The 24,284-nt window shown below is 62.0% G+C and carries 13 protein-coding genes; 7 read left to right on the forward strand and 6 right to left on the reverse strand.

Features of this window, described 5'->3' with window-relative positions; genetic code table 11:
* Positions 1-149 precede the first annotated feature (149 nt).
* Both ACSQ36_RS28935 and ACSQ36_RS28940 read left to right on the forward strand, forming a co-directional pair.
* Positions 150-1,877: a hypothetical protein gene (locus tag ACSQ36_RS28935; RefSeq protein ID WP_436184614.1), complete on the forward strand. Its 1,728-nt coding sequence runs from the start codon at positions 150-152 to the stop codon at positions 1,875-1,877.
* Between the two features lie 143 nt (positions 1,878-2,020).
* Positions 2,021-3,103 (forward strand): TAXI family TRAP transporter solute-binding subunit, encoded by a 1,083-nt coding sequence (locus tag ACSQ36_RS28940; protein ID WP_213768972.1) that lies wholly within the window; start codon positions 2,021-2,023, stop codon positions 3,101-3,103.
* A gap of 72 nt (positions 3,104-3,175) precedes the next feature.
* On the opposite strand, the gene ACSQ36_RS28945 is transcribed toward ACSQ36_RS28940, so the two are convergent.
* The 4 genes from ACSQ36_RS28945 to ACSQ36_RS28960 are packed head-to-tail and all read right to left on the reverse strand — an operon-like array spanning position 3,176 to position 9,731.
* Positions 3,176-5,908, reverse strand: a complete 2,733-nt coding sequence (locus ACSQ36_RS28945; RefSeq protein WP_436184615.1) for an MGH1-like glycoside hydrolase domain-containing protein — start codon at positions 5,906-5,908, stop codon at positions 3,176-3,178.
* Positions 5,909-5,949: 41 nt separating this feature from the next.
* Entirely contained in the window at positions 5,950-7,917 is a 1,968-nt protein-coding gene (locus ACSQ36_RS28950; protein ID WP_436184616.1) for an amylo-alpha-1,6-glucosidase, read from the reverse strand.
* A complete protein-coding gene (locus tag ACSQ36_RS28955) occupies positions 7,914-8,390 on the reverse strand; it encodes a nuclear transport factor 2 family protein (RefSeq protein ID WP_213768975.1) in 477 nt (158 codons plus the stop codon). The genes ACSQ36_RS28950 and ACSQ36_RS28955 overlap by 4 nt, the downstream gene beginning before the upstream one ends.
* 60 nt (positions 8,391-8,450) lie before the next feature.
* A complete protein-coding gene (locus tag ACSQ36_RS28960) occupies positions 8,451-9,731 on the reverse strand; it encodes a DUF445 domain-containing protein (protein WP_436184617.1) in 1,281 nt (426 codons plus the stop codon).
* 1,068 nt (positions 9,732-10,799) lie between these two features.
* Here ACSQ36_RS28960 and ACSQ36_RS28965 point away from each other — a divergent pair.
* Both ACSQ36_RS28965 and cynS read left to right on the forward strand, forming a co-directional pair.
* On the forward strand, positions 10,800-11,930 hold the full coding sequence (locus ACSQ36_RS28965) for an IS110 family transposase (RefSeq protein ID WP_436181324.1): 1,131 nt from the start codon (positions 10,800-10,802) through the stop codon (positions 11,928-11,930).
* Between the two features lie 608 nt (positions 11,931-12,538).
* Entirely contained in the window at positions 12,539-12,988 is a 450-nt protein-coding gene (gene cynS, locus ACSQ36_RS28970; RefSeq protein ID WP_436184618.1) for a cyanase, read from the forward strand.
* A gap of 6 nt (positions 12,989-12,994) precedes the next feature.
* Here the strand turns inward: cynS and uvrA are convergent, their stop codons facing one another.
* Positions 12,995-18,832: an excinuclease ABC subunit UvrA gene (uvrA, locus tag ACSQ36_RS28975; RefSeq protein ID WP_436184619.1), complete on the reverse strand. Its 5,838-nt coding sequence runs from the start codon at positions 18,830-18,832 to the stop codon at positions 12,995-12,997.
* A 476-nt stretch (positions 18,833-19,308) separates the two neighbouring features.
* A complete protein-coding gene (locus ACSQ36_RS28980) occupies positions 19,309-19,671 on the reverse strand; it encodes a translation initiation factor Sui1 (protein ID WP_436184620.1) in 363 nt (120 codons plus the stop codon).
* Positions 19,672-20,014: 343 nt separating this feature from the next.
* On the opposite strand from ACSQ36_RS28980, the gene ACSQ36_RS28985 reads away from it, so the two are divergent.
* The 3 genes from ACSQ36_RS28985 to ACSQ36_RS28995 all read left to right on the forward strand — a co-directional run bounded on the left by ACSQ36_RS28985 (position 20,015) and on the right by ACSQ36_RS28995 (position 24,195).
* Positions 20,015-20,761 (forward strand): SDR family NAD(P)-dependent oxidoreductase, encoded by a 747-nt coding sequence (locus ACSQ36_RS28985; RefSeq protein WP_436184621.1) that lies wholly within the window; start codon positions 20,015-20,017, stop codon positions 20,759-20,761.
* A 362-nt stretch (positions 20,762-21,123) separates the two neighbouring features.
* Complete coding sequence (locus tag ACSQ36_RS28990) at positions 21,124-21,978, forward strand: SDR family NAD(P)-dependent oxidoreductase (RefSeq protein ID WP_436184622.1); 855 nt, start codon at positions 21,124-21,126, stop codon at positions 21,976-21,978.
* A 603-nt stretch (positions 21,979-22,581) separates the two neighbouring features.
* A complete protein-coding gene (locus ACSQ36_RS28995) occupies positions 22,582-24,195 on the forward strand; it encodes an MFS transporter (protein ID WP_436184623.1) in 1,614 nt (537 codons plus the stop codon).
* Positions 24,196-24,284 lie beyond the last annotated feature (89 nt).

Below are 24,284 nucleotides of genomic sequence, written 5' to 3' on the forward strand. Positions count from 1 at the left end.
GGAGATGTCACATATTGGTTCCGGCTCCCTCGGCGACTGTCCAGCATAGGGAGTCCGAAGCATTTTCATCATACGAGTGACCGTTTTGTCCGATCAAACCGGACACGCAAGCGGGAAGGACAACCCTTGTGTCCCGGGAGGTTTTTCGCATGGCCCGTCTCTTCTTTCCCTCATCATCCGATTCCGTGACCTGCAAGCGTTGCGGCAACGACATTCCGAGCGATGCGGATACCTGTCCGCATTGCGGCGCCGATCATGGCCCGGGCTTCGGCGCCGCGAAGACGGCCGCGCTCTCGACGGGCCTGCGCCTGCCCTTCGGCGCGCGCCGCGAAGCCCTCAACGTGCCATCGCCCTACCCGAGCGTACCGGAAGAGTCCGAACTGACCGGCGCCGGCGAGCAACGCTGGGATAGGTCGAAGACCGTCACGCTGGGCGCCGTGGCGCTGGCGCTGGTAGCCGGCGGCGTCATCTATTCGCAGCACGGCAGCAGCGGTGACGATGCCACCCGTTCCGACCTGCCGGCCGGGCATAGCGCGTACGGCGCCGTCGATATGAAAACCGCGCACGATGCACCTGCGCGACTGGCTGCTCCGGCGGCCGCGGTGCCCCCGGCGAGGTCCGCAGCAGCGGCGACCATGACGACCACCAGGCAGGCGCAAACGGCGGCAGCGCCCTCCGTTGCCGCCCGCGAAGCCTTGCCCACTGACACCTCCTCCAGTCGCGCAGCGGCCGCGCTCGCCAGCGCGACCGATAACTTGCAGGCCGCGCGTGACGCCATCGCGCGCGGCGACCTGACCACGGCGCGCCGGCGGTTCTCGAAGATCCCGGCGTCGCAACTGAACGCCGCCAATGTGCAGCGGACCCAGGCGGACCTCACCGGCCTCGAACACGCACGCGACGAGATGCTGCAAGTCGCACGCGGTTGCGAAGCGACCGGCTCGTGGTTGTGCGTGCGCCAGAATGCCCGCGACGTGCTGACCATCGATGCCAGCAATGTGGAAGCACAAACGCTCGTCGAACACGCCATCGCCCGGTCGGGTTGGCTCAATAAACCCCCGCCCGTGACAGCAGCGGTGCATGGCGCCCCCCACAACAATACGCAAACGGCTGCAGCGGCGCCCACCGCTCCTGTGCCCATGTTCGTGCCCGGTCCACGCGTTGCGGCCGCGCCTCCGCCAGCGTCGACGCACAGGCCCACCGTCACCGTCTCGGCCGCCCAGCACGCACGCGCGGTCGCCGCGATGGGCGTGCCTGCGCCTATCGTGGCGCCCGTGCCGGCTGCACCGGCCGCACCCGTGGTCGTCACGACCATGCGCACGCCTGCCGCCGCGCAGGCTGTTCCAGAGCCGGCGCGCATAAGTACGGGCTCGCAGGCTCCGCTTACATCGTCGCCGTATACCCCGCCGCCGACGCTGCAACAGGCCGCGCCGCCTCGTCCGCCAGCACCCGCGTTTGTCCCCATGCCGGACGGACCAAACGCCGCGCCGCCAGCGGTGCGCAGCGCCCCAGCGAACGCCACTGCGCGTGCACCGGCGCAGCCGGAACCCGAGCCTGCGGCCGCTATTCAAGCTCCAGGCAATCCCGCGTCGCCTTCCTTGCACACAGTCGCGCCAATCGCCGAAGCCGTTCCGGTGCGGGCGGGCATTGTGTCGCCTCCCGTCGCGGCGAACAGCGCACCGCCGGCGATGCAAAGCAATACGCGTCCGGCATCGCCCACGGCCAACCGCACGCTCGCGTCAGGAGACAATGCGGCAAGCGCAGCGCAGCCGCGGGCGCCCGGCTTCAATGCCACCAATCCCGATGACGAAGAGCGCGCGATCCTGGAGTCGGGCTGGGCCAGGAGCCAATCACCGGCGCAGCGCCCGCCACCGCAGTAGACGCCACGCAGCAAGGCAGGAGACAGGAGGCAAGGAACAGGAGACTTTGAGGAGGTTGAAGGCCGCGCCGGGAGACGCAGGCCGCCGTGGTCTATCCGTGTAATGAAAGTTGGCCAACACATTAAAACGACTCACACGACATCATGCACAAGACTTTTCTCATGCTGTTCGCCCTTTTCGGGCTCGCCGGCCTCGTTGCGGAGGCTCATGCGCAAGCCGACTACAAGATCGTCACCGGGCCGGAACGCGGCACTTACATCCAGATAGGCCAGGACCTGGCGAAGTGGGTAGCAGACCCGATCGGCATGGACCTCGATGTGCTCGCGTCGAAAGGCTCCGCCGAAAACGTGCAGCGCATGCGTTACGAGCCGGGCGTGAAATTCGCGCTCGTGCAGTCGGACGTGTACCAGGCTTACCTCGATATGGCGAAAGCCGGCAACGCTGAAGCGGGCAAGGTCATCCAGCCGCTGCGGCTCATCATGCCGTTGTATAATGAAGAGATTTACTTCGTTGTACGATCAGATTCTCCGCTTAACTACATCCATGAGATCAAGGACAAGAACATTAGCGTCGGGCTGATTGGCAGCGGCACGGCGCAATCGGCGACCACGCTTTACAGGCTGATGTTCAACGAGCCGATTCCTGACCAGAACGCGCAGCACTACAGCAACGAGGACGCGCTCGCGAAGCTGATCGTGCGCAAACTCGATGTGGCGGTCATTGTCGCGGGGCAGCCGGCCAAGCTGTTTCAGGACCTGAACCCTGACCTGCTGAGCCAGATCAAGTTGCTCAAGCTCGATCCTTCAGTCCCCGAAACCGCGCGTGCTGAACAGACCTATTTCCCGGCGACCATCCGTACGTCGAGTTATCCTAACTGGATCAAGGAAGACTCGCCTACCTTGACCGTGAAGGCGTTTCTCGTCACCTACGATTACAACCTGCGCGGCACCGTCGGCGCGATGACACAATTCGCCGACTCGCTCTGCACGCACTTCGATGAACTGCAGGCCAACGGCCATCCGAAATGGAAGCAGGTGAAGATCGAATTACCGCCGCTCAGCCGAGGCTGGAAATACTACCCGCCGATAGAAAAGCGCTTGCGGGCATGCATCCGCAAGATGGCGTCAACAGGCACCGGCGACGCGGTAACGCCCGTGACGCAACGCGCGCCGAAGCGCTCATGCACTGATGCCGAGAAGGTGTTGATGCTGTGCAATGACGAATGATGCGAACGCCGCCGTAGGATAGGCGGCAGCAGGCGGGCCGAGGTGGGCAGAACCCGCCGCCCGCCTGCTTCGTTACTTCGTCGCCAGTTCCACTTCGGGCTGAACCTCGCCGCCGACCGGCAGGTTCTGCGCCACGGTAGTCACGCGCGGCTGCAGCAGCAACGCGACCAGCCCGCTCCAGCCCGTCTGATGCGACGCGCCTACACCGCGTCCTGTATCGCCATGAAAGTATTCATGGAACAGCACCAGGTCATCCGAGCGCGGGTCCGCCTGCAGTTGCGGATACGCGGCCATGACCGGACGCACGCCGTCCTTGTTCTTCAGGAACAGGCGCGTCAGGCGTCGCGCCAGTTCGTCGGCTATGTCGCTCAGCGACAGTTTCTGGCCCGATCCGGTCGGATATTCCACGCGGAAATCATCGCCGTAATAACGATGGAATTCGTATAGCGACTCGATCAGCAGATAGTTGACCGGCATCCAGATCGGCCCGCGCCAGTTCGAGTTACCGCCGAACACGCGCGAGTCCGATTCCGCCGGCAGATACTCCACGCAGAAGCGGTCGCCGTTGTGCTCAAGCACAAATGGATTGTCCCGATGCACCCGCGACAACGCCCGCACTCCGTAGTCGGACAGGAACTCGCTTTCGTCGAGCATGCGCCGGAGCAGCGCCTTCATGCGATGTCCGCGCAGCACCGACAGCAGCAGGCTATTGCCCTTGCCCGGCTCGTTCCAGCGTGACACCAGCTTGGCCAGATCAGGCCGGTGCTCGAGGAACCATGTCAGCCGGTCCCGCAGCCCCGGCAACTGGCCGTGCAGATGCTCTTCCAGCACATGCACCGCGAACAGCGGAATCAAGCCGACGATAGAGCGAATCCGCATCGGCACGCTCGTGCCGTCGGGGAGTTGCAGCACGTCGTAGAAGAACTCGTCGCGTTCATCCCAGAGGCCGGTGTCGCAGGTATCGCTGCAACCGACCGCCTCGGCGATGTACAGGAAATGCTCGAAGAACTTCACGCCGATATCGACGAACACGTGATTCGCCACCGCCAGTTCCAGCGCAATGCGCATCAGGTCGAGCGCATACGCGGCCATCCATGCGGTGCCATCCGACTGGTCGATACGGCCGCCCGTGGGCAGCGGTGCCGAGCGGTCGAAGATGCCGACATTGTCCAGCCCGAGAAAACCACCCTGGAAAATGTTGCGGCCGTCCGCGTCCTTGCGGTTCACCCACCACGAGAAGTTCAGCAGCAACTTGTGGAACACGAGTTCCAGGAAGTCGCGGTCCGTCTTGCCCGTGATCGCACGATCGATTTCATAGACGCGCCATGTCGCCCATGCGTGCACCGGCGGGTTGGCGTCGCTGAACGCCCATTCGTAGGCCGGCAGTTGCCCGTTCGGATGCTGGTAGCGATCCTTCACCAGCAGCAGCAATTGTTTCTTCGCGAACGCCGGGTCGATCAGCGCGAACGCGGCTGCATGAAAGGCGAGATCCCACGACGCGTACCACGGGTATTCCCACTTGTCCGGCATCGAGACAATGTCCGCGTTGCACAGATGCCGCCAGTCGGCATTGCGGCCACGCTTGCGGGCCGCCGGCGGCGCTGGTTGCAACGGGTCGCCGTCCATCCAGCGGGTGACATCGAATTGGTAATACTGCTTCGACCACAGCATGCCCGCCAGCGCCTGACGTTGCACGAGCCGCTGGTCGGCGTCATCGATTTCGTGCTGCAAGCCCGCATAAAAGGCATCGGCTTCGGCGATCCGGCGGGCGAACAGCGCGTCGATATCGAGCGCTTGCCGCTCACGGTCTGCCTCCGACTCCGGACGCCAGCGCATGGTTACGACCGTGCGGCTGTTCGGGGCGAACTCCAGATGCACATGTGCGGCGGCGCGCGTGCCGGTATCGCGCCGGATGGCGTTTTCTTCGCCCTGCACGATGTAGTCGTTGAAGCCGTCCTTGAACGGTCCTGGCCCTTCTGAGTTGAACAGGCGCCTGACGTTGGTTTCGTTCTCGCAGAACAGCCAGTTGACCGTGGCGTCGCCACGGGCTTCGGCCGTCACGACCAGCGGCTCATGGCCGTCGCTTTGAGCGATCACGCGGCTGCCCTTCGCGTCGGAGTGCAAGGTGAGCGAAGGTTTCTTCGATGGCTGCCACGACCACGTGTTGCGCGCCCAGATCTGCGGCAGAAGGTCGAGCGATGCGGGGCAATCCCCGCGATTCTCGACCGTCACGCGCATCACGATATCTTCAGGCGTATTTTTCGCATATTCGACATGGACATCGAAGTATGAATTGTCTTCGAACACGCCCGTGTCGAGCACTTCGTACTCCGGCATGTCCGCGCCGCGGCGGCCGTTTTCCGCAACGAGGTCATCGTACGGAAACGCCGCGTGCGGGTATTTGTACAGCATGCGCATATAGGAATGCGTCGGCGTGCCGTCGAGGTAGAAGTACAGCTCCTTCACGTCCTCGCCGTGGTTGCCCTGCGCGTTCGTCAGCCCGAACAAGCGTTCCTTGAGAATCGGGTCGCGGCCGTTCCACATTGCGAGCGAGACGCACCAGTTGAGGTGATCGTCGCCGAATCCGGCAATGCCGTCTTCGCCCCAGCGGTAGGCGCGGCTGCGCGCATGATCGTGCGGAAAATAGTCCCAGGCGGTGCCGTTTTCGCTGTAGTCCTCGCGCACCGTGCCCCACTGCCGCTCACTGAGATACGGTCCCCAGCGTTGCCAGCGCGAACAGTCGGTGGAATGGAGCCGGGCTCCTTCTATGGTGTCGAGTGACTTGGTGGCGCGCAGTGGCGGCATGGGACGTCCTTGACTAAAAGCGTGACGGAAAGACCGATAATCTAGCGCGTTTGCGGCATCTCGGCAGAATCGGCTGGGTCGGCGGGTTGGCTATCAAGCAGACGTTCGAGGCGCATGAGTTCGCCGAGCGACCACGCCTGGAATGGCGTGCCGCCGGGCGTATGCGGTGCATCGCCGTCCGCGACTTCGGAAATGTGGTCCAGTCCCGCATGATGCAGGTGGTTGCGCAGCGGCCTGAGAAAACGCTCGCGGGCCACGGCTTTGGATGCTTGATCATCGCCATGAACCCGCAGCCACGCGTCGACAAACGGCCCCATGAGCCACGGCCAGACTGTGCCCTGATGGTACGCACCGTCGCGTTCCAGCGGCGTGCCGGTGTAACGGCCCTTGTAGGCAGGGTCGTTCGGTGACAGGGTCCTAAGCCCCAGCGGCGTGAGCAAAAGCTGCTCGCACTGATCGACGATCGCGCGAGCCGTTGCGCTATTGTCGATCACCGCGAACGGCAGCCCGCCCACGGCAAAAAGCTGGTTCGGACGGATCGAACGGTCGAGCTTGCCCGGCTCGTGATCGGCGTCGACCACGTCGTAGAGCGCACCGCTGGCGGGATTAATGAAACGTTGCTGAAAAGCCTGAGTTGCACGCGTGGCCGGCTCCGTCCAGCGTGGGTTCCATGCCGCCGCTATGCGCAGCGCGTTGATCCACAACGCCTGCACTTCCACCGGCTTGCCGATGCGCGGCGTCACCACCCAGTCGCCCACCTTCGCGTCCATCCACGTCAGTTGCACGCCGGGAACGCCTGCCCGCAGCAGTCCATCTTCAGGATCGGCGGCGATCTGGAAACGCGTGCCGCTGGAGTAACCATCGAGAATGCCATCGACGGCTTGTTGCAACCGGTTCTGCGTTTCCCGTTGAGCGTGGCCCGTGCAAAGATAATCGTGCACGGCGATCACGAACCATAACGATGCATCCACCGAGTTGTATTCCGGCGCACCGCTGTCCGGAAAACGATTCGGCAACATGCCTTCAGAGAGGGTTCCGGCCCATTCGAGCAGGATCGATTCGGCGTCGCTGGATCGGCCGGATGCGATCAGCAGACCGCGCATGGCGATGAAGGTGTCGCGGCCCCAGTCGGTAAACCATGGGAAGCCGGCGAGGATTGTGCTGCCCTCGTTTCGCGCCACGATGTAGGCATCGGCGGAACGATGCAGCGGCGTCAGGAAGGCCGCGCGGCGCGTGCGTTCGATGTCGGCGAGCTGCTTCACGGTATCGGCGGCGTTCGTCTTCGCGCCCTCGTTCGCGCTCAACACGAGCACCGCTTCGCCAAGCGATAAATCGAACGAAAAGATCCCGGGCGTGGCGAGGTCTTCGTTGAAATCCATGCCGCGTTCGCGCTCGACGGTGTAGCAGAAATTACGATACCAGTCGGGCGCATGAACGTAGGATCCATTCGATGCCGCGACCACTGCCGGCACGTCGCCATACGCTTGCCAGCGAACCTGATCGCCCGTCGCCGTGTACGAGAAATTAAACGCCGGGTTCTCGTGATGCAGCGTGTGATAGTCGCGGCCGGAAAGCAACGGCCGAACTTTCAGCGTGAAGGCCTCGCCGTCGAGCCGCCAGCGCAGCACCGTCTGCGCGCCCTGCTTCGCGACGAATAGTTCGGCGGTCAGGATATGGTTCTCGCCGACCTGGAAGCGCCACGTGGGCCAAGGGTCGGTATCGAAGGAAAGCAGACTCTCCGATGGGTCCGGCCAGACCGCACCGGCGCCATAACGCTGCATGGACAGCGGAATGCGTGCCTGCCCCGACGCATCTTCCAGCCAGGCCTCCACGCCGTTCACCAGCACCATGCGCCCCGCCGGCGGTTGCGTGGCGGTGAGAAGCAGTGCGTGATATCTGCGGGTCCGTTCGGTGCCGGCTGTGCCCGATGCAAAACCGCCCAGCGCATCGGCTTCGAGCCATTCGTCGTTGAGACACCCTTCGCTAGCAGGACATTCGAGGCGGGTCATTTTTTGGGTTGCTGCCGGTATGCGCGAAGACCCTTGCTCGCCTGCGCCCGGATCTTGTTCTGCATGAACGACGACCAGCCGAGCAGCAAGCCCTTGAGGCCGAGCGCCTGGCGGCTCCAGGTCCAGAGGTCGAAGCTGTCGTGATGTTCGACGATCAGTCCATCGCGAATCGCAAACCGCGCGTTGATACGATTGACCACCTTGCGCCCCGTCTGGGTGAAACGATAGGTCGCGACCCATTTCGCCGTCGCCGTCTGCCCGACGGTCTGGATGTCGCTGAAGGTCAGCGAAAATTCCGTGGCGCGAGAGATCAGCATGCGCCACATATCCGAGGCTTCGCGGCCTCGCAGCACGCCGAACACGGGATCGCTGAACTGCACGTCGGGCGCGTAGCACGCGGCCATCGCTTCGGCGTCGGAGCGCTGAAAGGCTTCGTAGAAGCGCTGGATCAACGCGGCGTTCGGGTCCGTCATATTCGGTCTCTTCAAGAGGGAAATTAGCTGACCGCGGCTACAAGGTTTTGATTCTGCAGCTTAAACCATGAACATGGAGACTGCGTGAATGATCAGACCAACCGCACCGCCCACCAGCGTGCCGTTCACCCGGATGAATTGCAAGTCGCGGCCCACGCTCAGTTCCACGTCGCGCACGAGCGTGGCGTCGTCCCAGTTGCGCACCGTTGCGGCAATGTGCTTTGCAATACCGTCGCGTAAATCCGGCGCCAGTGACTTGAGCGCGTCGCGCATGTGCTCGTTGATCGATTCACGCAGCGCCGGGTCGTTGCTCAGCGCGGCCGCAAACGACGCCGATGCGCCCGTCACCTTTTTGTGCAGCGACGAATCTGCTTGCGCTAGATCGCGGCGCAGCCAGTCCTTGAATTCGTCCCACAGTCCGTTCACATAGGTACGCAATTCCGGGCGTTCGAGCCATTCGCGCTTGTGCTGGTCGATACGCGCCCGGAAGGCCGGGTCCGTTTTCAGACGTTCGATGAACCCTTCCACCGAGCGGTCGAAGGCCTGACGGCGCTCGTGTTCCGGGTTTTCGCTGATGTCGTGCAGCCACTTGTTTGCGCCGCGCACCAGGCCGCCCGCGAACTTGTTGCCGAGGTCTTCCGCGCTCAGGCCCACGAAACCGAGCATGCCGATCAATTTCGGATATTCCTCGCCGGCCACGTCCAGGATCTTGGCCGCGAGGATTGCTTGTACTTCCTCGCGGTCGAGCCATTGTGCGAGTTCGCGCAGGCCCTCGTCGAGCAGCATTTGATGGCGGCGATCCGCCGTCAGCGTGGACAGCAATCCGCCCACTGCGCCCGCCAGGTCGAATTGTTCAGCGCGGCGGCGCAGGGCTTCGTGGAGCATCGTTTTGACGCGTTCATCGTCGATGAAATCGAGCATCTGGGCCGCCGCCGCGACGGCTTTTGCGCCCAGCAGCGCTGCGTTCGCCGGTTCGGCCAGCCAGACCGCTAGGCGGCCGGCGGGATCGAAGGCGTTCACGCGGGCGACCAGCGCGTCGGTGCCGAGGAATTTGTCGCGGACGAATTCGGCGAGATTGTCCGCCACGCGGGCCTTGTTTGCCGGCAGGATGGCGGTGTGCGGGATTGGCAGCCCGAGCGGGTGGCGGAATAGCGCGACGACCGCGAACCAGTCGGCCAGCGCGCCGACCATGGCGGCTTCGGCGAAGGCCGAGACCCACGCCCAGGCGCCGGCGTCGTGGTGGCTCTTGGCGAGCAAGAATAGCGCGGCTGCCGCGATTAGGAGACCGGCGGCGAACCATTTCATCTTCTTTAGTGCGAGTGCTTTGTCCTGCGTGGCCATCTTGATCCGGGGGTTTCTTGGTGGAATGAGGCCGTCAGCATAACAGTGACACCGGGGCCTGGTGTATGGCGGGGAGGGTTTTGGGGGGGCGTGGGTGGTCAGGTTATGGGGTTGGTGGTTGGGGTCTATGCTGGGGTGGTCGGTTCTGGGGTTAGTGGTCGGGGTCTATGCCGGGTTGCTGCTTTCGGCCGTGGTGGTCTGCGAGAGTCGGATTTTCTCTTTATCACTATTAGCCACTGTGCGTGGCGGCACGTCATTTCTTTGTCCAAAGCGACAAAGAAACGAAGCAAAGAAAACGCTTTCAAACCACGCTACCCTAAGTGTCCACAGCGTGCAGTTTTGATTCATAGGTGCCCCAAAAGCACGGTGCTCGCCAGAGCCACGGATGTGTGAACCCCTCCTTCTCCGAACACCGATACCCACACGCTTCGCCACCAGTGATTGAACCTGCCCAAGGGACACCCCGCGCTATCCGCGGACAACCTCCCTCCAATGTGTACGCGCCTCGAACCTCGTCGCCAACCCTGTTGGAAACGAGGCCGCGAAGATGCGGGTGGCCGTAACCGACGAAAATAGCTGTACAGAACGCGCAGCCAATTCACAAAAACTGAAGCAGTAAACACGAACACGCATCAAGCTGTGACCTATGAATACGGTCGCACAGACCAAGTAGCTAACCTGTCAAAAAACCGCAGCCGTAAATATCTGTAAGGCCGTGCGGGTTCATTGGCAATTGTGCTTGCCCGAGAGCGTACGGGGCGAAGCGTGTTCGTGTCAGGATTCGCGAGAAGGAGGGGTTCATACATCCGTGGCTCTGGCGAGCACCGTGCTTTTGGGGCACCTATGAATAGAAACTGCACGCTGTGGACACTTAGGGTAGCGTGGTTTAAAAGCGCTTTCTTTGCTTCGTTTCTTTGTCGCTTTGGACAAAGTTAGTATGACTTCCGTGAGCAGTAAGGGCTGGCCCCCGTGACAGAGCTAAAACACGCGGGTTAGCATAGCGCCAGAGCCGTAACAGTGAGGGCGAACCCGTCACTCATAGGTTTTGTTTCCAACACGGAGGCCAGCATGCAAAACGATATCACGTTATTTGTCGGACTGGATGTTCACAAAGACTCGATTACAGTTGCCTACGCGCTGGGCAGCGGCGAAGTCGAAGTGCTCGGCAAGATCGGCACGCGCTCTCGCGATATTGATCAGTTATGCAAAAAGCTTCAATCCAAGGCTCGCCACGTAAAAATCGTTTATGAAGCCGGTCCTCTGGGCTATGACCTGCAGCGCCGCCTCGCTGCCAAAGGCTTCGAGTGCATGGTGTGCGCCCCCTCGCTGATCCCGCGCAAAGCCGGCGATCGCGTGAAGACCGACCGCCGCGACGCGCTCAAGCTCGTGCGCTCACTGCGCGCGGGCGACCTCAGCGCAGTGCATGTGCCCACCGTCGAAGACGAAGCGTTTCGCGATCTTGCGCGTGTCTGGGCCAGTACGCGCGATGCCCTCAAACGCGCCCGCCAAGCGTTAAAATCGTTCCTGCTCGCCCACGCCGTGCGATACGCGGGCACGGCGAACTGGGGGCCGGCGCATCGACGCTGGATCAGCAAGTTCTCGTTCGGCAACGCATGGCAGGACCTCGCCTTCACCGAGTTGCGCCGCGCGATCGAAGACCGGTTTACGCAGTGCGAGCGGCTTGAGTCGGCCTTGCGCGAAGCGGTGCCGCAGTGGCGCTTTTATCCCGCCGTGCTCGCCCTGCAAACCATGCGCGGCATCAAGTTCACCACCGCCGTTGGCTTGCTCTCGGAGATCGTCGATGTGACGCGCTTTGCCCATCCTCGGCAGTTGATGGCGTGGCTGGGCATAACGCCTTCAGAATACTCGTCGGGGGGCAGCCGGCGCCAGGGCAGCATCACCAAGACGGGCAATTCGCTTGCGCGAAAGTTGCTGATCGAGGCCGCCTGGAGTTATCGGCATACGGCCCGCGTGAGTCCCGAAATTCAGCAGCGTCATGAGGGCGTGCCCAAGGTGATTATCGATCGCGCCTGGGACGCGCAGTTGCGTCTGTGTGGGCGCTTTAGAAGAATGGTGGCGAAGGGCAAACTCAAAAACGTGGCGGTCGTCGCGATCGCTCGCGAACTCGCCGGGTTTATCTGGGACATCGCCCGTCTGGGCATGGAGCAGGCGATCAACAAGTCCAGAGCGGCTGTCTAAACCAGCAAAAAACAGTTTTGCAATCATCGAAAAGGCAGTTTCCTGAAGGCGGCGTAGCCCGGCATCAGAGTTACCCGCGGCATTTCTTTGCAACGGCTTATCAACGGTTCACGCCGACTTGCGCACAAAGTTAGCGGCAGGCTCACGAGACGGATCACTGTAATGCGGTAACCAACCCGCGAATATCAGATTGATTCACCGTCGAGTGTTACTGCTACGCCGCCCTCAGGAAATTGTAGGAAGAGAAAAGATGACCACAGCTAAAAACACCTGTTGACACGGAAAGTCATATCAGAAATGACGTGCCGCCACGCACAGTGGCTAATAGTGATAAAGAGAAAATCCGACTCAGGCAGACCACCACGGCCGAAAGCAGCAACCCAGCATTGACTCCGACCGCTAACCCCAAAACCGACCAACCCAGCACTGACCCCGCCGCTACCCCAGAACCCAGCCCCCCGACCTTGCCCCCTGCCCACAAACCCAAACCCAAAACCCACCGTCCACCGGCGCGAGCGAACCGAGCTTCGCGCAGTTTTTTTGTCCGCCAGCCAGCCCCGCGATTAGCCAATACACTCGCTTGAAACCACCCTCAAGGAGCAACCCGAATGATTTCCGATCGCAGCGAAGTGACTCACATGATTCTCGCCGCCAAGGTGAGCAAAGGACTGAAATGGGCCGACGTGGCGGAGAAAGTCGGCTTGAGCAAGGAATGGGTAACGGCCGGTTGCCTCGGGCAGATGACGTTCTCCAAAGCACAGGCCGAAGTCGTAGGCGCCCTCTTCAACCTCTCCGATGAAGCCGTCGCCTGGCTGCAGATTGTGCCCTATAAAGGCTCGCTGCCGACCGCCGTCCCCACCGATCCTCTCATCTACCGATGGTACGAAATAGTGAGCGTTTACGGGAGCACGATCAAGGAACTGATCCACGAGGAATTCGGCGACGGAATCATGAGCGCCATCGATTTCTCAATGGATATCCAACGCGAACCCGATCCCAAAGGGGACCGGGTCAACGTGGTTTTATCGGGCAAGTTCCTGCCCTACAAGAGTTACTGAACCGAGTTACTGAACCGCCTCGGCCGCCACGGCCCCGCGCTCGAGCACCGGCCGCAGCGCGGCGCCCGTGTGACTGCGCGGATTCTTCGAGAGCGTGTCCGGATCGGTCGCGGCCACGATCGATCCGCCTTCCGTGCCGCCTTCCGGCCCCAGATCGATCACCCAGTCGGCTTCGGCGATCACGTCCAGATCGTGCTCGATCACCACCACCGAATGCCCGCCATCGACCAACCGGTGCAGCACGCGGATCAGCTTCGCGACGTCGGCCATATGAAGGCCCACGGTCGGCTCATCGAGCACATACAGCGTATGCGGCGCCTTCTGCCCACGCCTGCCGATGTCGTCCCTTACCTTCGACAACTCCGTCACCAGCTTGATCCGCTGAGCCTCCCCGCCTGACAACGTGGGCGATGGCTGCCCAAGCGTCAGATAACCCAGCCCCACATCCTTCATGAGTTGCAGCGGATGCGAGATGCTTGTCATCGCGGAGAAGAACTCGACAGCCTCGTCAATCTCCATGGTCAGCACTTCGCCGATGTTCTTGCCGCGCCACGTCACCGCCAGCGTTTCCGGATTGAAACGCTGACCGTGGCAGACATCGCACGGTACTTTGACGTCGGGCAGGAAGCTCATGGCAATGGTGCGCACGCCCTGGCCCTCACAGGCCGGGCAGCGGCCATCGCCCGTGTTGAACGAAAAGCGCGACGGCGTATAACCCCGCGCGCGGGCTTCCAGAGTGTCAGCGAACAGCTTGCGGATGGTGTCCCACATGCCGATATACGTCGCCGGGCACGAGCGCGGCGTCTTGCCAATCGGCGTCTGGTCGACTTCGAGCACACGGTCGATGGTCTCGAAGCCGGTCACCTCCGTGCACCCCTGCCAGCGATGCGCAACGTCGAACTTCACACGCGGCGCTTCCCGCGACAACACGCTCGACCGATTGCGCGCGGGCATGTCGGCTTGCGCGGTCTTGCGTGCGCGGCGCGTAGCCGGCGACGACAGAACCGAGCGGCCCACGGCATCGAGCAGGTTGGTCATCAGCACGTCACGAGCGAGCGTGGACTTGCCGGAACCGCTCACGCCCGTGATGGCAATCAGACGGCCGAGCGGCATGCTCGCGGTGACGTTGCGCAGGTTGTGCAGCGTCGCTCCGTGAACCGTAAGCCAGTTCTCGGGCGTTGCGGCCCGCTTCGCGGTCGCCGTTTTTACATCACGACGCGCCTGCAACGGATGCTGGATCGGGTTCGCCAGATACTGGCCCGTGAGCGAATCCGGCTGCGCCGCGAGATCGGCCACACTGCCTTGCGCTACCACCGTGCCGCCGCGTTTCCCCGCTCCCGGACCGATATCGATGATGTGATCCGCACGGCGAATGGTGTCCTCGTCGTGCTCCACCACCACCAGCGTGTTGCCCTTGTCGCCGAGTTTCTTCAGTGCGTCCAGCAGGATCTTGTTGTCACGCGGATGCAGACCAATAGTCGGTTCATCCAGCACATAACACACGCCCTGCAAGTTGCTGCCGAGCTGCGCGGCAAGGCGAATGCGCTGCGCTTCGCCACCCGACAACGTGGGCGCCGCGCGATCCAGGCTCAGATAACCAAGACCGACTTCTTCGAGGAACAACAAGCGGCCTTCGATTTCACTGACTACGTCGCGGGCGATATCGGCATCGCGGCCCTTGAGCTTCAGCTTCTTGACCCAGCCACGCGTCGCGCTGACCGTCCAGCGGCCGACTTCCGTTATCGGTTGATCGCCGAACGTCACCGCCCGCGCGACTTCATTCAGGCGCGTGCCGCTGCAATCCGGGCAAGGCTGATCGCCGACATCGTCCGGTTCCTGTTGCGCCGATGGAATCGTCTGCTCACGCCCACGACCATCATCGGAGAGCACGGTGTCGTCGTAGACTTCGCGCTGCTCGCGCGTGAGCGTGACGCCGGTGCCCACGCAGGTGTTGCACCAGCCGTGCTTGCTGTTGTACGAGAACATGCGCGGGTCAAGTTCGGGATAACTCGTGCCGCAGACCGGACACGCGCGTTTGGTCGAGAATACCCGGATCTCGCCAACGTGCTTCGTCCCCTTCTTGCCGCCGTTCAACGCACCATGCAAGTCGTCGAGCGGCGCAAGCAGATGCATCACGCCCTTGCCGAGTTCGAGCGTCTCCAGAAGCATGGCTTTCAGCGTCGCTTCATCGTTCGCGTTGACGATCAGATCGCCGACCGGCAACTCGATGGTGTGCTCCTTGAAGCGATCGATCTTCGGCCACGGATCGACGGAAAGGAACTCGCCGTCCACGCGCAAATGCGTATGCCCGCGTGTCTTCGCCCACTTCGCGAGGTCCGTGTAAATCCCCTTGCGGTTCACCACGAGCGGTGCGAGCAAGCCGATATGCTGGCCTTTGAAATCCCGCATGATCTGCGCGACGATCGATTCGGGACTCTGCGCCGTGACGGGCGCGCCATCGTGGATGCAATGCTGGATACCAAGCTTCACGTATAGAAGCCGCAGGAAATGCCAGACTTCGGACGTGGTCGCGACCGTGCTCTTACGGCCGCCACGCGATAAACGCTGCTCGATGGCCACTGTCGGCGGAATACCGTAGACGGCGTCCACTTCAGGACGCCCTGCCGGTTGCACGATCGAACGCGCATACGCATTCAACGATTCCAGATACCGGCGCTGGCCTTCATGGAAGAGGATATCGAACGCTAACGTTGACTTGCCCGAACCCGATACGCCCGTGATCACGTTGAACTTGCCGTGCGGGATATCGACGTCGAGCGACTTCAGGTTGTGCTCGCGCGCGTTGACAATCCGCACCACGTCTTCGCCCTGCAACGCGCGCCGCGCTGCTGCGATTTCCGCAGCCAGTTGCAGCGGAACGCCCGCTGCGCGCTTCTGCGCTGCGCCCGGCGCCATCGACTCTTCGTAGTCGAGCAGCGCCTTACCGGTGTGCGATTGTTCGCATGCCGAAACATCGTCCGGTGTGCCGACACAGACAACCAGACCGCCCGCATCGCCGCCCTCTGGACCAAGATCGATGATCCAGTCGGCAGCGCGGATCACGTCAAGGTTGTGCTCGATCACGATCAGCGAATGACCGCGTTCCAGCAGGCGTCTCAATGCCTGCATCAGCTTGGCGATATCGTCGAAATGGAGGCCCGTCGTGGGCTCGTCGAACATGAACAAGCGGCCCGGCAGGTTGCCGCTCGCCTGTGCCGTTTCCGCCAGGAAACCCGCCAGCTTCAGGCGCTGCGCTTCACCGCCCGAGAGCGTGGGAACCGGTTGCCCAAGCTTCACATATTCCAGTCCAACATCGACAATCGGCTGCAACACCCGCAGCACTTCCTTGTCTTTCGCAAAGCACGCAACGGCTTCACTCACGGTCAGGTCGAGTACATCCGCCACGCTGAGCGACTTGCCGTCGCGTTCGATCTGCACATCCAGGATTTCCGCCCGATACCGCCGTCCATCGCAATCCGGGCAGCGCAGATAGACGTCGCTCAGGAACTGCATCTCGACGTGTTCGAAGCCCGAACCGCCGCAGGTCGGGCAACGGCCATCGCCGGAATTAAAACTGAACATGCCGGCGCTATAACCGCGTTGCGCGGCCAGTGGCGCCTTGGCAAACAGCTTGCGAATCTCGTCGAACGCGCCAACATAACTCGCTGGATTCGAACGCGCCGTGCGGCCGATCGGCGATTGATCCACAAAGATCACTTCACTCAAGGCGTCCGCGCCTTTTAATGCACGGAATGCGCCCGGCGATTCCGTCGCCTTGCCAAAATGACGCTGCAACGCTGGAGCGAGCACGTCCTGGATCAGCGTCGATTTACCCGACCCCGATACACCCGTCACGCACACCAGCCGCTGCAACGGAATCTCGACCGTGACATCGCGCAGGTTGTGTTCGGTCGCGCCTTCGAGCACGAGCCGCGGCGTCTTTGCATCGACCGCGCGGCGCTGCCAGTTCGACGCGTGCGCCACATGCTTGCGGCCGCCGAGGTACGCACCCGTCAGCGTGTCGCTATGCTCGATTTCGTTCGGCGGCCCATCATAGACGATCTCGCCGCCGCGTTCGCCCGGTCCCGGACCCATATCGATAAGACGATCCGCCGCGAGCATCACCGACGGATCGTGCTCCACCACCACGAGCGTATTGCCCGCGTCGCGCAACCGGTGCATCGCTTCGACAATGCGATTCAAATCACGCGGATGCAAGCCGATGCTCGGTTCATCGAGCACGAACAGCGTGTTCACCAGCGACGTGCCGAGCGCGGTCGTCAGGTTGATCCGCTGTACTTCGCCACCGGACAACGTACGGCTCTGGCGATCCAGCGTGAGGTAACCGAGGCCGACATCGCAGAGATATTTCAGGCGCGTGCGCACCTCGTTGTGCAGGAGCTTGAGCGCGTCGTCGAGCAGCGTGCTTGGCAAGGTCAGCGAGTCGAAGAACCGGCGAATGCGGTCGATCGGCATCAGCATCAGATCGTGCAGGGTGAGACCCGGCAGCGCTTCGAGTTGCGCCCGCGTCCACTCCACGCCTGCCGGCAGGAAACGATCGGCCGGCTTCAGCACGGCGTCCGCTTGCTCCTTCGTGCCGAGGCGCCACAGCAGCGCTTCTGTCTTGAGCCGCGCGCCTTCGCACGTCGGACATTTCGTATAGCTGCGATATTTCGACAGCAACACGCGGATGTGCATCTTGTACGCTTTCGATTCGAGGTAATCGAAGAAACGCTGCACGCCGTACCACTGGTTTTGCCACTTGCCGGACCAGTCGGGCGAACCGTTGATCACCCAGTCGCGCTCCTTTTGCGTGAGTTCGCTCCAGGGCACACCAAGGCGAATACCCGCTTTCGCGCCATAGCGCAGCAGGTCGTCCTGATTCTCTTTCCATGCGGGCGTTTGCAGCGTCTTGACCGCGCCGCCGCGCAAGGTCTTGCGTTCATCGGGAATCACGAGGCCGAGATCAACGCCGATCACCCGGCCGAAGCCGCGACACGTTTCACACGCGCCATACGCCGAGTTGAACGAGAACAACGCGGGTTGCGGATCGGCGTAGCGGATGTCGCTTTCCGGGCTGTGCAGGCCAGTGGAGAAGCGCCAGGTTGGCACCTCCACGGGCTTGTCCGCGTCGTCCGCGCCCGGCTCCGGCAGCACGTAGACATTCACGCGCCCCGTGCCACGCAGCAACGCACCTTCGATAGCCTCCAGCGCCCGCGACCGCTCCGTCTTCTGCAAGCGGAACCGGTCTGCGACCACGTCGAGCATTTGCCGGCCGTCCACATGCCGCTTTGCCTGCACACGCGTGTAGCCGCTGGCGGAAAGCCACTGTGCGACTTCGTCGTCGCTGGCGGACTCAGGCAGTTCCACCGGGAACGTGATCGCGATCCGCGGATCACTCACCTTCGTGCGTTCGAGCAATTCGACGTAGATGGTCTCCGGCGTGTCGTGCCGGACCTGATGCGAGGTCTTTTTATCGAAGAGCTCGGCGGCGCGTGCGTAGAACAGTTTCAGGTGATCGTTCAGCTCGGTCATCGTACCGACGGTCGAGCGCGAACTGCGCACCGGATTGGTCTGGTCGATGGCAATTGCCGGCGGCACGCCGTCCACGCGATCCACCTGCGGACGGTCCATGCGGTCGAGGAATTGCCGGGCATACGCGCTGAATGTCTCGACGTAGCGACGCTGGCCTTCGGCATAGAGCGTATCGAACACGAGGCTCGATTTGCCCGAGCCCGAAGGACCGGTCACCACGGTCATCTGCCCCGTGTAAAGGTCCAGATCGATGTTCTTGAGATTGTGCTGGCGAGCGCCGCGAATGCGGATTGCGTTGTTGGATGCCAATTTTTCCTAACCGGTTCAATGAGTTAGATCGTCCGCCAGTGCGCTTGGGCGAAGCGTGGCTCGCCTTGGGAAGCCATCGCTCGACACGCATTAGCGAGATAACGGCCGATGAAGTCGACACTGTACACCCATACAGTGTTTTCGGCAGAAGGGGAACCGGCAACATGGTCACAGCCAAACGAAACCTGTTCCGATTTTTTTCGACAAACAAACCCATCTCCGCGTCACGCTAAATAAGTAGGGTTACTGAACAACTGCTTTCAAATCGAAGCCAGCGATATGCCCGGCCGATCCTGAACCGGGCTAGCAAGCCCTGCACCGTCAAGAGTACGACTACCGCCATGAGATAGAACATTGGGTACAAGGGACCGGTCTGCGATGTCGTCAATTCCCAGTGGCTACGCGTTTTGACACACCCTGGGCCGCCCGCGATCATGCGGTCCGTGGTACTCAAGCACCTCCGCGCATTGAAGCGATTAGCCCCCGGCCCGCTTCGCGCTGTGGCCGTACTTTTTGAGCACTTCGATAACCCGCTCGCAATGGTCACCCTGCACTTCAATCACGCCATCCTTGACCGTTCCACCCGAACCGCAGGCCGTGCGCAACTGCTTGCCTAGCGAGGCCAAGGCAAGAGGATCGAGCGCCAGCCCTTTAACGATCGTCACGCTTTTCCCGCCCCGCCCCTTTGTCTCGCGAGTCACCCGCACCACGCCATCGCCTGGCGGCAGCCTCTTGGTAACCGTCTCGCAGACACATTCCGCGAGCGCCTGCCTGCATTCGGGACACATCCGACCGCCGTCGGTAGAATAAACAAGGCCGCCTTTTGCACTACTTTTCATAAATAATTGGCTTGCTCGAAGACACCCAGGTCGGGAATCGGGCCGAGTTTAGCAGGTGCGCTTTAGCAACCCCCCTCTGCCCAAGTCCGGTCTCATTTTCGTATTTCCCGCATCGATCCTTCATCGGTCGCTCGCCGCCTCTCCCCGGAAACAACGGCTTACAGGAGACGACAGTCGTACGGTCCGGGGAGCGTTACTCTCAGGAAGGAGGCCGACTTCGGCGAAAACGCCATAAAGGAGGCAAACTAGGATGCCTTGCGGCAACGCCTTGCTCGGCAAAACCACGCCTCGCAGACGCTGCCGCAGCAGGCTCTGCCAAAACCGCGCAAGAGAGGAGCTCTTCATGCCTGCACATTTACCCAATTTGAACGATCGTGTCGCCCTGGTGACCGGCGGCTCGCGTGGAATCGGACGCGCCATATCGATCGCGCTTGCCTCCGCCGGCGCAGCGGTCGCCGTCAACTATCGGCAACGCGAGAACGAAGCTGCCGGCGTCGTCGCGGAAATTGAACGCGCAGGCGGCCGTGCGATCGCGGTACGCGCTGACGTATCGGTCGGAGACGACGTCAAAGCGATGTTCCATGAGGTGGAGAACCGCCTCGGTCTTATCGACGTGCTCGTGAACAACGCGGGCACCGGTACGATTGTCGACATCGACGATCTCACGGAAGCAGAGTTCGATCGAACGCTCGCCGTCAATCTGAAGTCGGCGTTTCTCTGCACGCAGGCGGTGCTGCCCGGCATGCGCGCGAGGCGCTGGGGCCGCATCGTCAACCTCTCGTCGGCGGCTGCCCGCGGCGCGGGCCTGCTTGGCGTTCACTACAACGCATCGAAAGCCGGCCTCGAGGGTCTGACGCGCGGCTATGCGGCAAGGCTTGCCCGCGAAGGAATTACCGTCAACGCCGTTGCACCGGGGCCGATCGACACCGACATGGCTGGGCCGCTGAAGGCGTCCAACGTCGCGGAAAAACTGCCCGTGGGGCGCTTGGGCGAAGCGAGCGAAGTTGCGCAGGCGTTACTGATGGTCATCGGCAACGCATTCATGACGGGCCAAACGATTCCCGTCAACGGAGGCGCAAGCTTCATATAGATCCTTGGCCGCGTCGCGTCGCGCGCGGGCAGGATCCGATGCGCGAGCATCGCACACGCCCGGTGCGCTGATCGTGGGAGAAATCGACATGCGCAAGACACGACGTCGCAGCTCCGCGGACGTCCCCGGTGCTCCGGTTCACGCCACGATCCCGCCTCGCTGCAAAGGCCGGCCAGGAACCCCGTGGCCCGGATCATCTTGCAGATGGCTTTCGACAGCCGCAAGGTGACCCCTCGACGCACATCCTTTGCAAGTCCGTGATAAAAATCACCATGCGCGTTGCCGCGTGCTTTGCCGCGGGTCTCTCCGCATGATTGATTTGAATCGTCGCCTCCACGGCGGCCAACGACCAGGAATCTTGCATGACACTTTCTACCCTTGCTCCAGAGTCAGTTGCGGTCATCACCGGCGGCGCTTCCGGTATCGGACTCGCCGCCGCCATGCGCTTTGCCGCGCGCGGCTTGCGCATCTGCATCGCGGACACCGACGACCAACGGCTCGCCACCGCTGCCGACGCCATTGCCCTCGTGAGCGCGAACGGCGCCGACGACGTGCTGGCAGTCAAGACCGACGTGAGCCGCATCGACGATCTGGAGCGGCTGCGCCAGCAGGTCGACGAGCGTTTCGGCGGCACCGACATCCTGATGAACAACGCGGGCGTGCAGGTCGGCAGCACGGTCTTCGGGCCGGCGCAAAACTGGGAACGCGTGCTCGGCGTCAACCTGATGGGCCCCGTCCTCGGCACCCGGACCTTCGTCCCTTCGATGATCGAACGTAAGCGCCCCGGCATCGTGATCAACACAGGGTCGAAGCAGGGCATCACCACGCCGCCGGGCGATCCTGCCTACAACGTGTCGAAGGCGGGCCTGAAGGCGTTCACGGAAGCACTGCAGCACGAGCTGCGCAATACCCCCGGCTGCAGGATCAGCGCGCACCTGCTGATTCCGGGCTTCGTGTACACGGGCCTCACCGCCCGGGGACGCACGGAGAAACCGGCGGCCGCGTGGACCTCGGAGCAGACAGCGGATTTCATGATCGAACGGCTGGAGGCGGGCGACTTCTACATCCTCTGTCCCGACAACGACGTACCCCGCGCAACTGACGAACGGCGCATCCTCTGGGCGGCGCAGGACATCATCGAGAACCGGCCGCCGCTCTCGCGCTGGCACCCGGACTACGCAAAGGCGTTCGAAGCCTTCAGCCAAAAGAAGAGCTGAACGGCCGCGCCGCGTTTCGCATAACGGATCGATCCGCGCTGCACTGCGCGCGCATTTGCCGCGAAGATGCGCAGGCATCGAAAACGGGGCCGGCCGGCCGATCCGCTCTCTCTTTATGGGGGACGTGATGAACACGCGCGCGACGCGCGACGCGGACCCCGAACACGACGAGCACGACGCGCAGGGGCGCGCTTCACGAGCCGCTGACAGCGTACTACCCGGACGATTTTCCGGAACCGATCCGCTCGCCGAAACTGTGCATAGGGGACCCGCGTCGGCGGTTGCGCAGACAGATATTGCCAATATGGTTAGTGCGCCTGTGGGACACGAAATGGTTTAAGAGGCGGTGGTTGCGCCTCAATTGTCGCGCCAATCGCTTTGCGGATATCTAGCCGTGACACGTGACGCCCTGCTGCTCTCCAACAGTTGACGATTCAACCGCGACATGCAGTCAGTTCTTCATTATTCGTGTTTCCCGACAGATGAATTCGCATTGTCTTTCTTTATCCATAAAACCAACACCCCTAGGATTGATGCCTTCCGGGACCGGAAGGCATCTATTGCGCCGCTCCTGTATAGCGTGAACCTTAGGGAATCTTATCGATGCACCAGCACTCCACGCATGCTTCCCCGACAGTGCCGCGGTCCACACGCGCTAAAACCCTTGTTCTCATCGCGGTCATTCTGGCCTGCATTAGCCTGCCTTTAAGTCTTTCGGCGGGGCCGGCCGCCCAAACGTTCATTGGTCGTGACCTTGCGGGAGGGACGGTTGCTCTTTCGTGGATCACCAATGCCTTCATGCTCGCCTGCGGCAGTACCCTGATGGTGGCAGGTGCGCTGGCCGATCACTATGGCCGCAAGAAAATCTTCTTCATCGGCATGTTGGTCATGACGCTCGTTTCGCTTGCGATGCCGCTCGCACCAAGCGTCTTGTGGCTTGACTTCCTTCGCGTGCCGCATGGTCTTGCGGCTGCCTGTGCTTATGCCGGCGGCGTGTCAATGCTGGCCCAGGAATTCGAAGGTCCGGCGCGCGTCAGGATTTTCAGCCTTATCGGAATCGCGTTTGGCGCGGGCCTCGCTTTCGGCCCGACTCTGGCGGGCATTCTGATCGCTCTTTTCAACTGGCACGCGGTCTTCCTCAGTAGTGCGCTGATCAGTTTTATCGCACTGATATTGTGCGTTTTCTACATGACGGACAGCAAGAATCCTTCGGCCCATGGCCTCGACTGGGCAGGCGCCGGCACCTTCACCCTCATGCTGACGCTCTTCACCTTCGCCGTGGTTGAAGCCCCGGTGTATGGGTGGACAGGACCGCTTGTCCTGGGACTCTTTGTGGCAAGCGGTCTCGTGCTGGTCCTTTTTGTTGTGATAGAGACGAAAGTCTTGAATCCCATGCTTGATCTCAGCCTCTTTCGCTATCCGCGCTTCGTGGGCGCGCAACTTCTACCGCTCGCGACAGCGTATTCATATATTGCGTTGCTCGTTATTCTGCCACTGCGTTTCATCGGGATTGAAGGGCTGAGTGCCCTGGATGCCGGAATACTGATGCTCTATTTTTCGGCGCCGTTGCTCTTTGTCCCGTTCCTTTCAGCGATGCTTACCCGATTTATTCCGGTTGGCATCCTCTCGGGTGTCGGCATGCTCATCTCGGTCGCAGGGCTCTTTCTACTCACCCAGGTGCCGCTCGGAGATCATGGCATCCTGATGCGCGTGGATCTGCTCCTGATCGGCCTGGGCGCCGCCATTCCATGGGGGTTGATGGATAACCTTGCCGTCAGTGTCGTCCCTAGCGACAAAGCCGGGATGGCTGTCGGTATCTTCGGCGCTTTGCGCGTCTCGATTGACAGCACGGCCATGGCCATTGTTGGTTCATTGCTGGCGTTTTTCGCCCGGCAAACCCTGACCGACATCAGGCCTGATCAGAGTCCGGACACCCTGGCATCCGGTGCGGCGCAACTCGCCGCCGGAACGCTGGAGAAAGCCGGCTCGATTCTTTTGGGCTTCGATCACGCGCACCTGCTCCTGGCCTATGATCTCGCGTTCAAGAAGCTTCTTTGGGTGGCGATTATCCTGACCTTGGGCGCAGCCGTTCTGGTCTTTGCGCTGCTTGGGAGGGTTCGCTCCGACCACGGAGAAGTCGCTGCAGGAGAAAAGGAAGAGGAAGCGCGTCGGGGAGTCTCTGCGTCGTTAGCACAAGAATCGCCGGCTCTGGATTAGTAGCTTCCTGATTCATTAATGCCCTGACGCCGAGGCACGCATAACCGATGCGTGCACTCCGCTCCCAAGAGCGTGCAAGGGGTCGGTCA

The organism is Caballeronia sp. LjRoot34 (assembly GCF_964253815.1).
Lineage (GTDB): Bacteria > Pseudomonadota > Gammaproteobacteria > Burkholderiales > Burkholderiaceae > Caballeronia.

Excerpts from the sequence above, each read along its gene's own strand:
- ACSQ36_RS28995 (WP_436184623.1), top strand. The coding sequence starts at position 22,582 with ATGCACCAGCACTCCACGCATGCTTCCCCGACAGTGCCGCGGTCCACA.
- ACSQ36_RS28940 (WP_213768972.1), top strand. The coding sequence starts at position 2,021 with ATGCACAAGACTTTTCTCATGCTGTTCGCCCTTTTCGGGCTCGCCGGC.
- ACSQ36_RS28955 (WP_213768975.1), bottom strand. The coding sequence starts at position 8,390 with ATGACGGACCCGAACGCCGCGTTGATCCAGCGCTTCTACGAAGCCTTT.
- ACSQ36_RS28985 (WP_436184621.1), top strand. The coding sequence starts at position 20,015 with ATGCCTGCACATTTACCCAATTTGAACGATCGTGTCGCCCTGGTGACC.
- ACSQ36_RS28935 (WP_436184614.1), top strand. The coding sequence starts at position 150 with ATGGCCCGTCTCTTCTTTCCCTCATCATCCGATTCCGTGACCTGCAAG.
- ACSQ36_RS28980 (WP_436184620.1), bottom strand. The coding sequence starts at position 19,671 with ATGAAAAGTAGTGCAAAAGGCGGCCTTGTTTATTCTACCGACGGCGGT.
- ACSQ36_RS28950 (WP_436184616.1), bottom strand. The coding sequence starts at position 7,917 with ATGACCCGCCTCGAATGTCCTGCTAGCGAAGGGTGTCTCAACGACGAA.
- ACSQ36_RS28965 (WP_436181324.1), top strand. The coding sequence starts at position 10,800 with ATGCAAAACGATATCACGTTATTTGTCGGACTGGATGTTCACAAAGAC.
- ACSQ36_RS28945 (WP_436184615.1), bottom strand. The coding sequence starts at position 5,908 with ATGCCGCCACTGCGCGCCACCAAGTCACTCGACACCATAGAAGGAGCC.
- cynS (WP_436184618.1), top strand. The coding sequence starts at position 12,539 with ATGATTTCCGATCGCAGCGAAGTGACTCACATGATTCTCGCCGCCAAG.
- ACSQ36_RS28960 (WP_436184617.1), bottom strand. The coding sequence starts at position 9,731 with ATGGCCACGCAGGACAAAGCACTCGCACTAAAGAAGATGAAATGGTTC.
- ACSQ36_RS28990 (WP_436184622.1), top strand. The coding sequence starts at position 21,124 with ATGACACTTTCTACCCTTGCTCCAGAGTCAGTTGCGGTCATCACCGGC.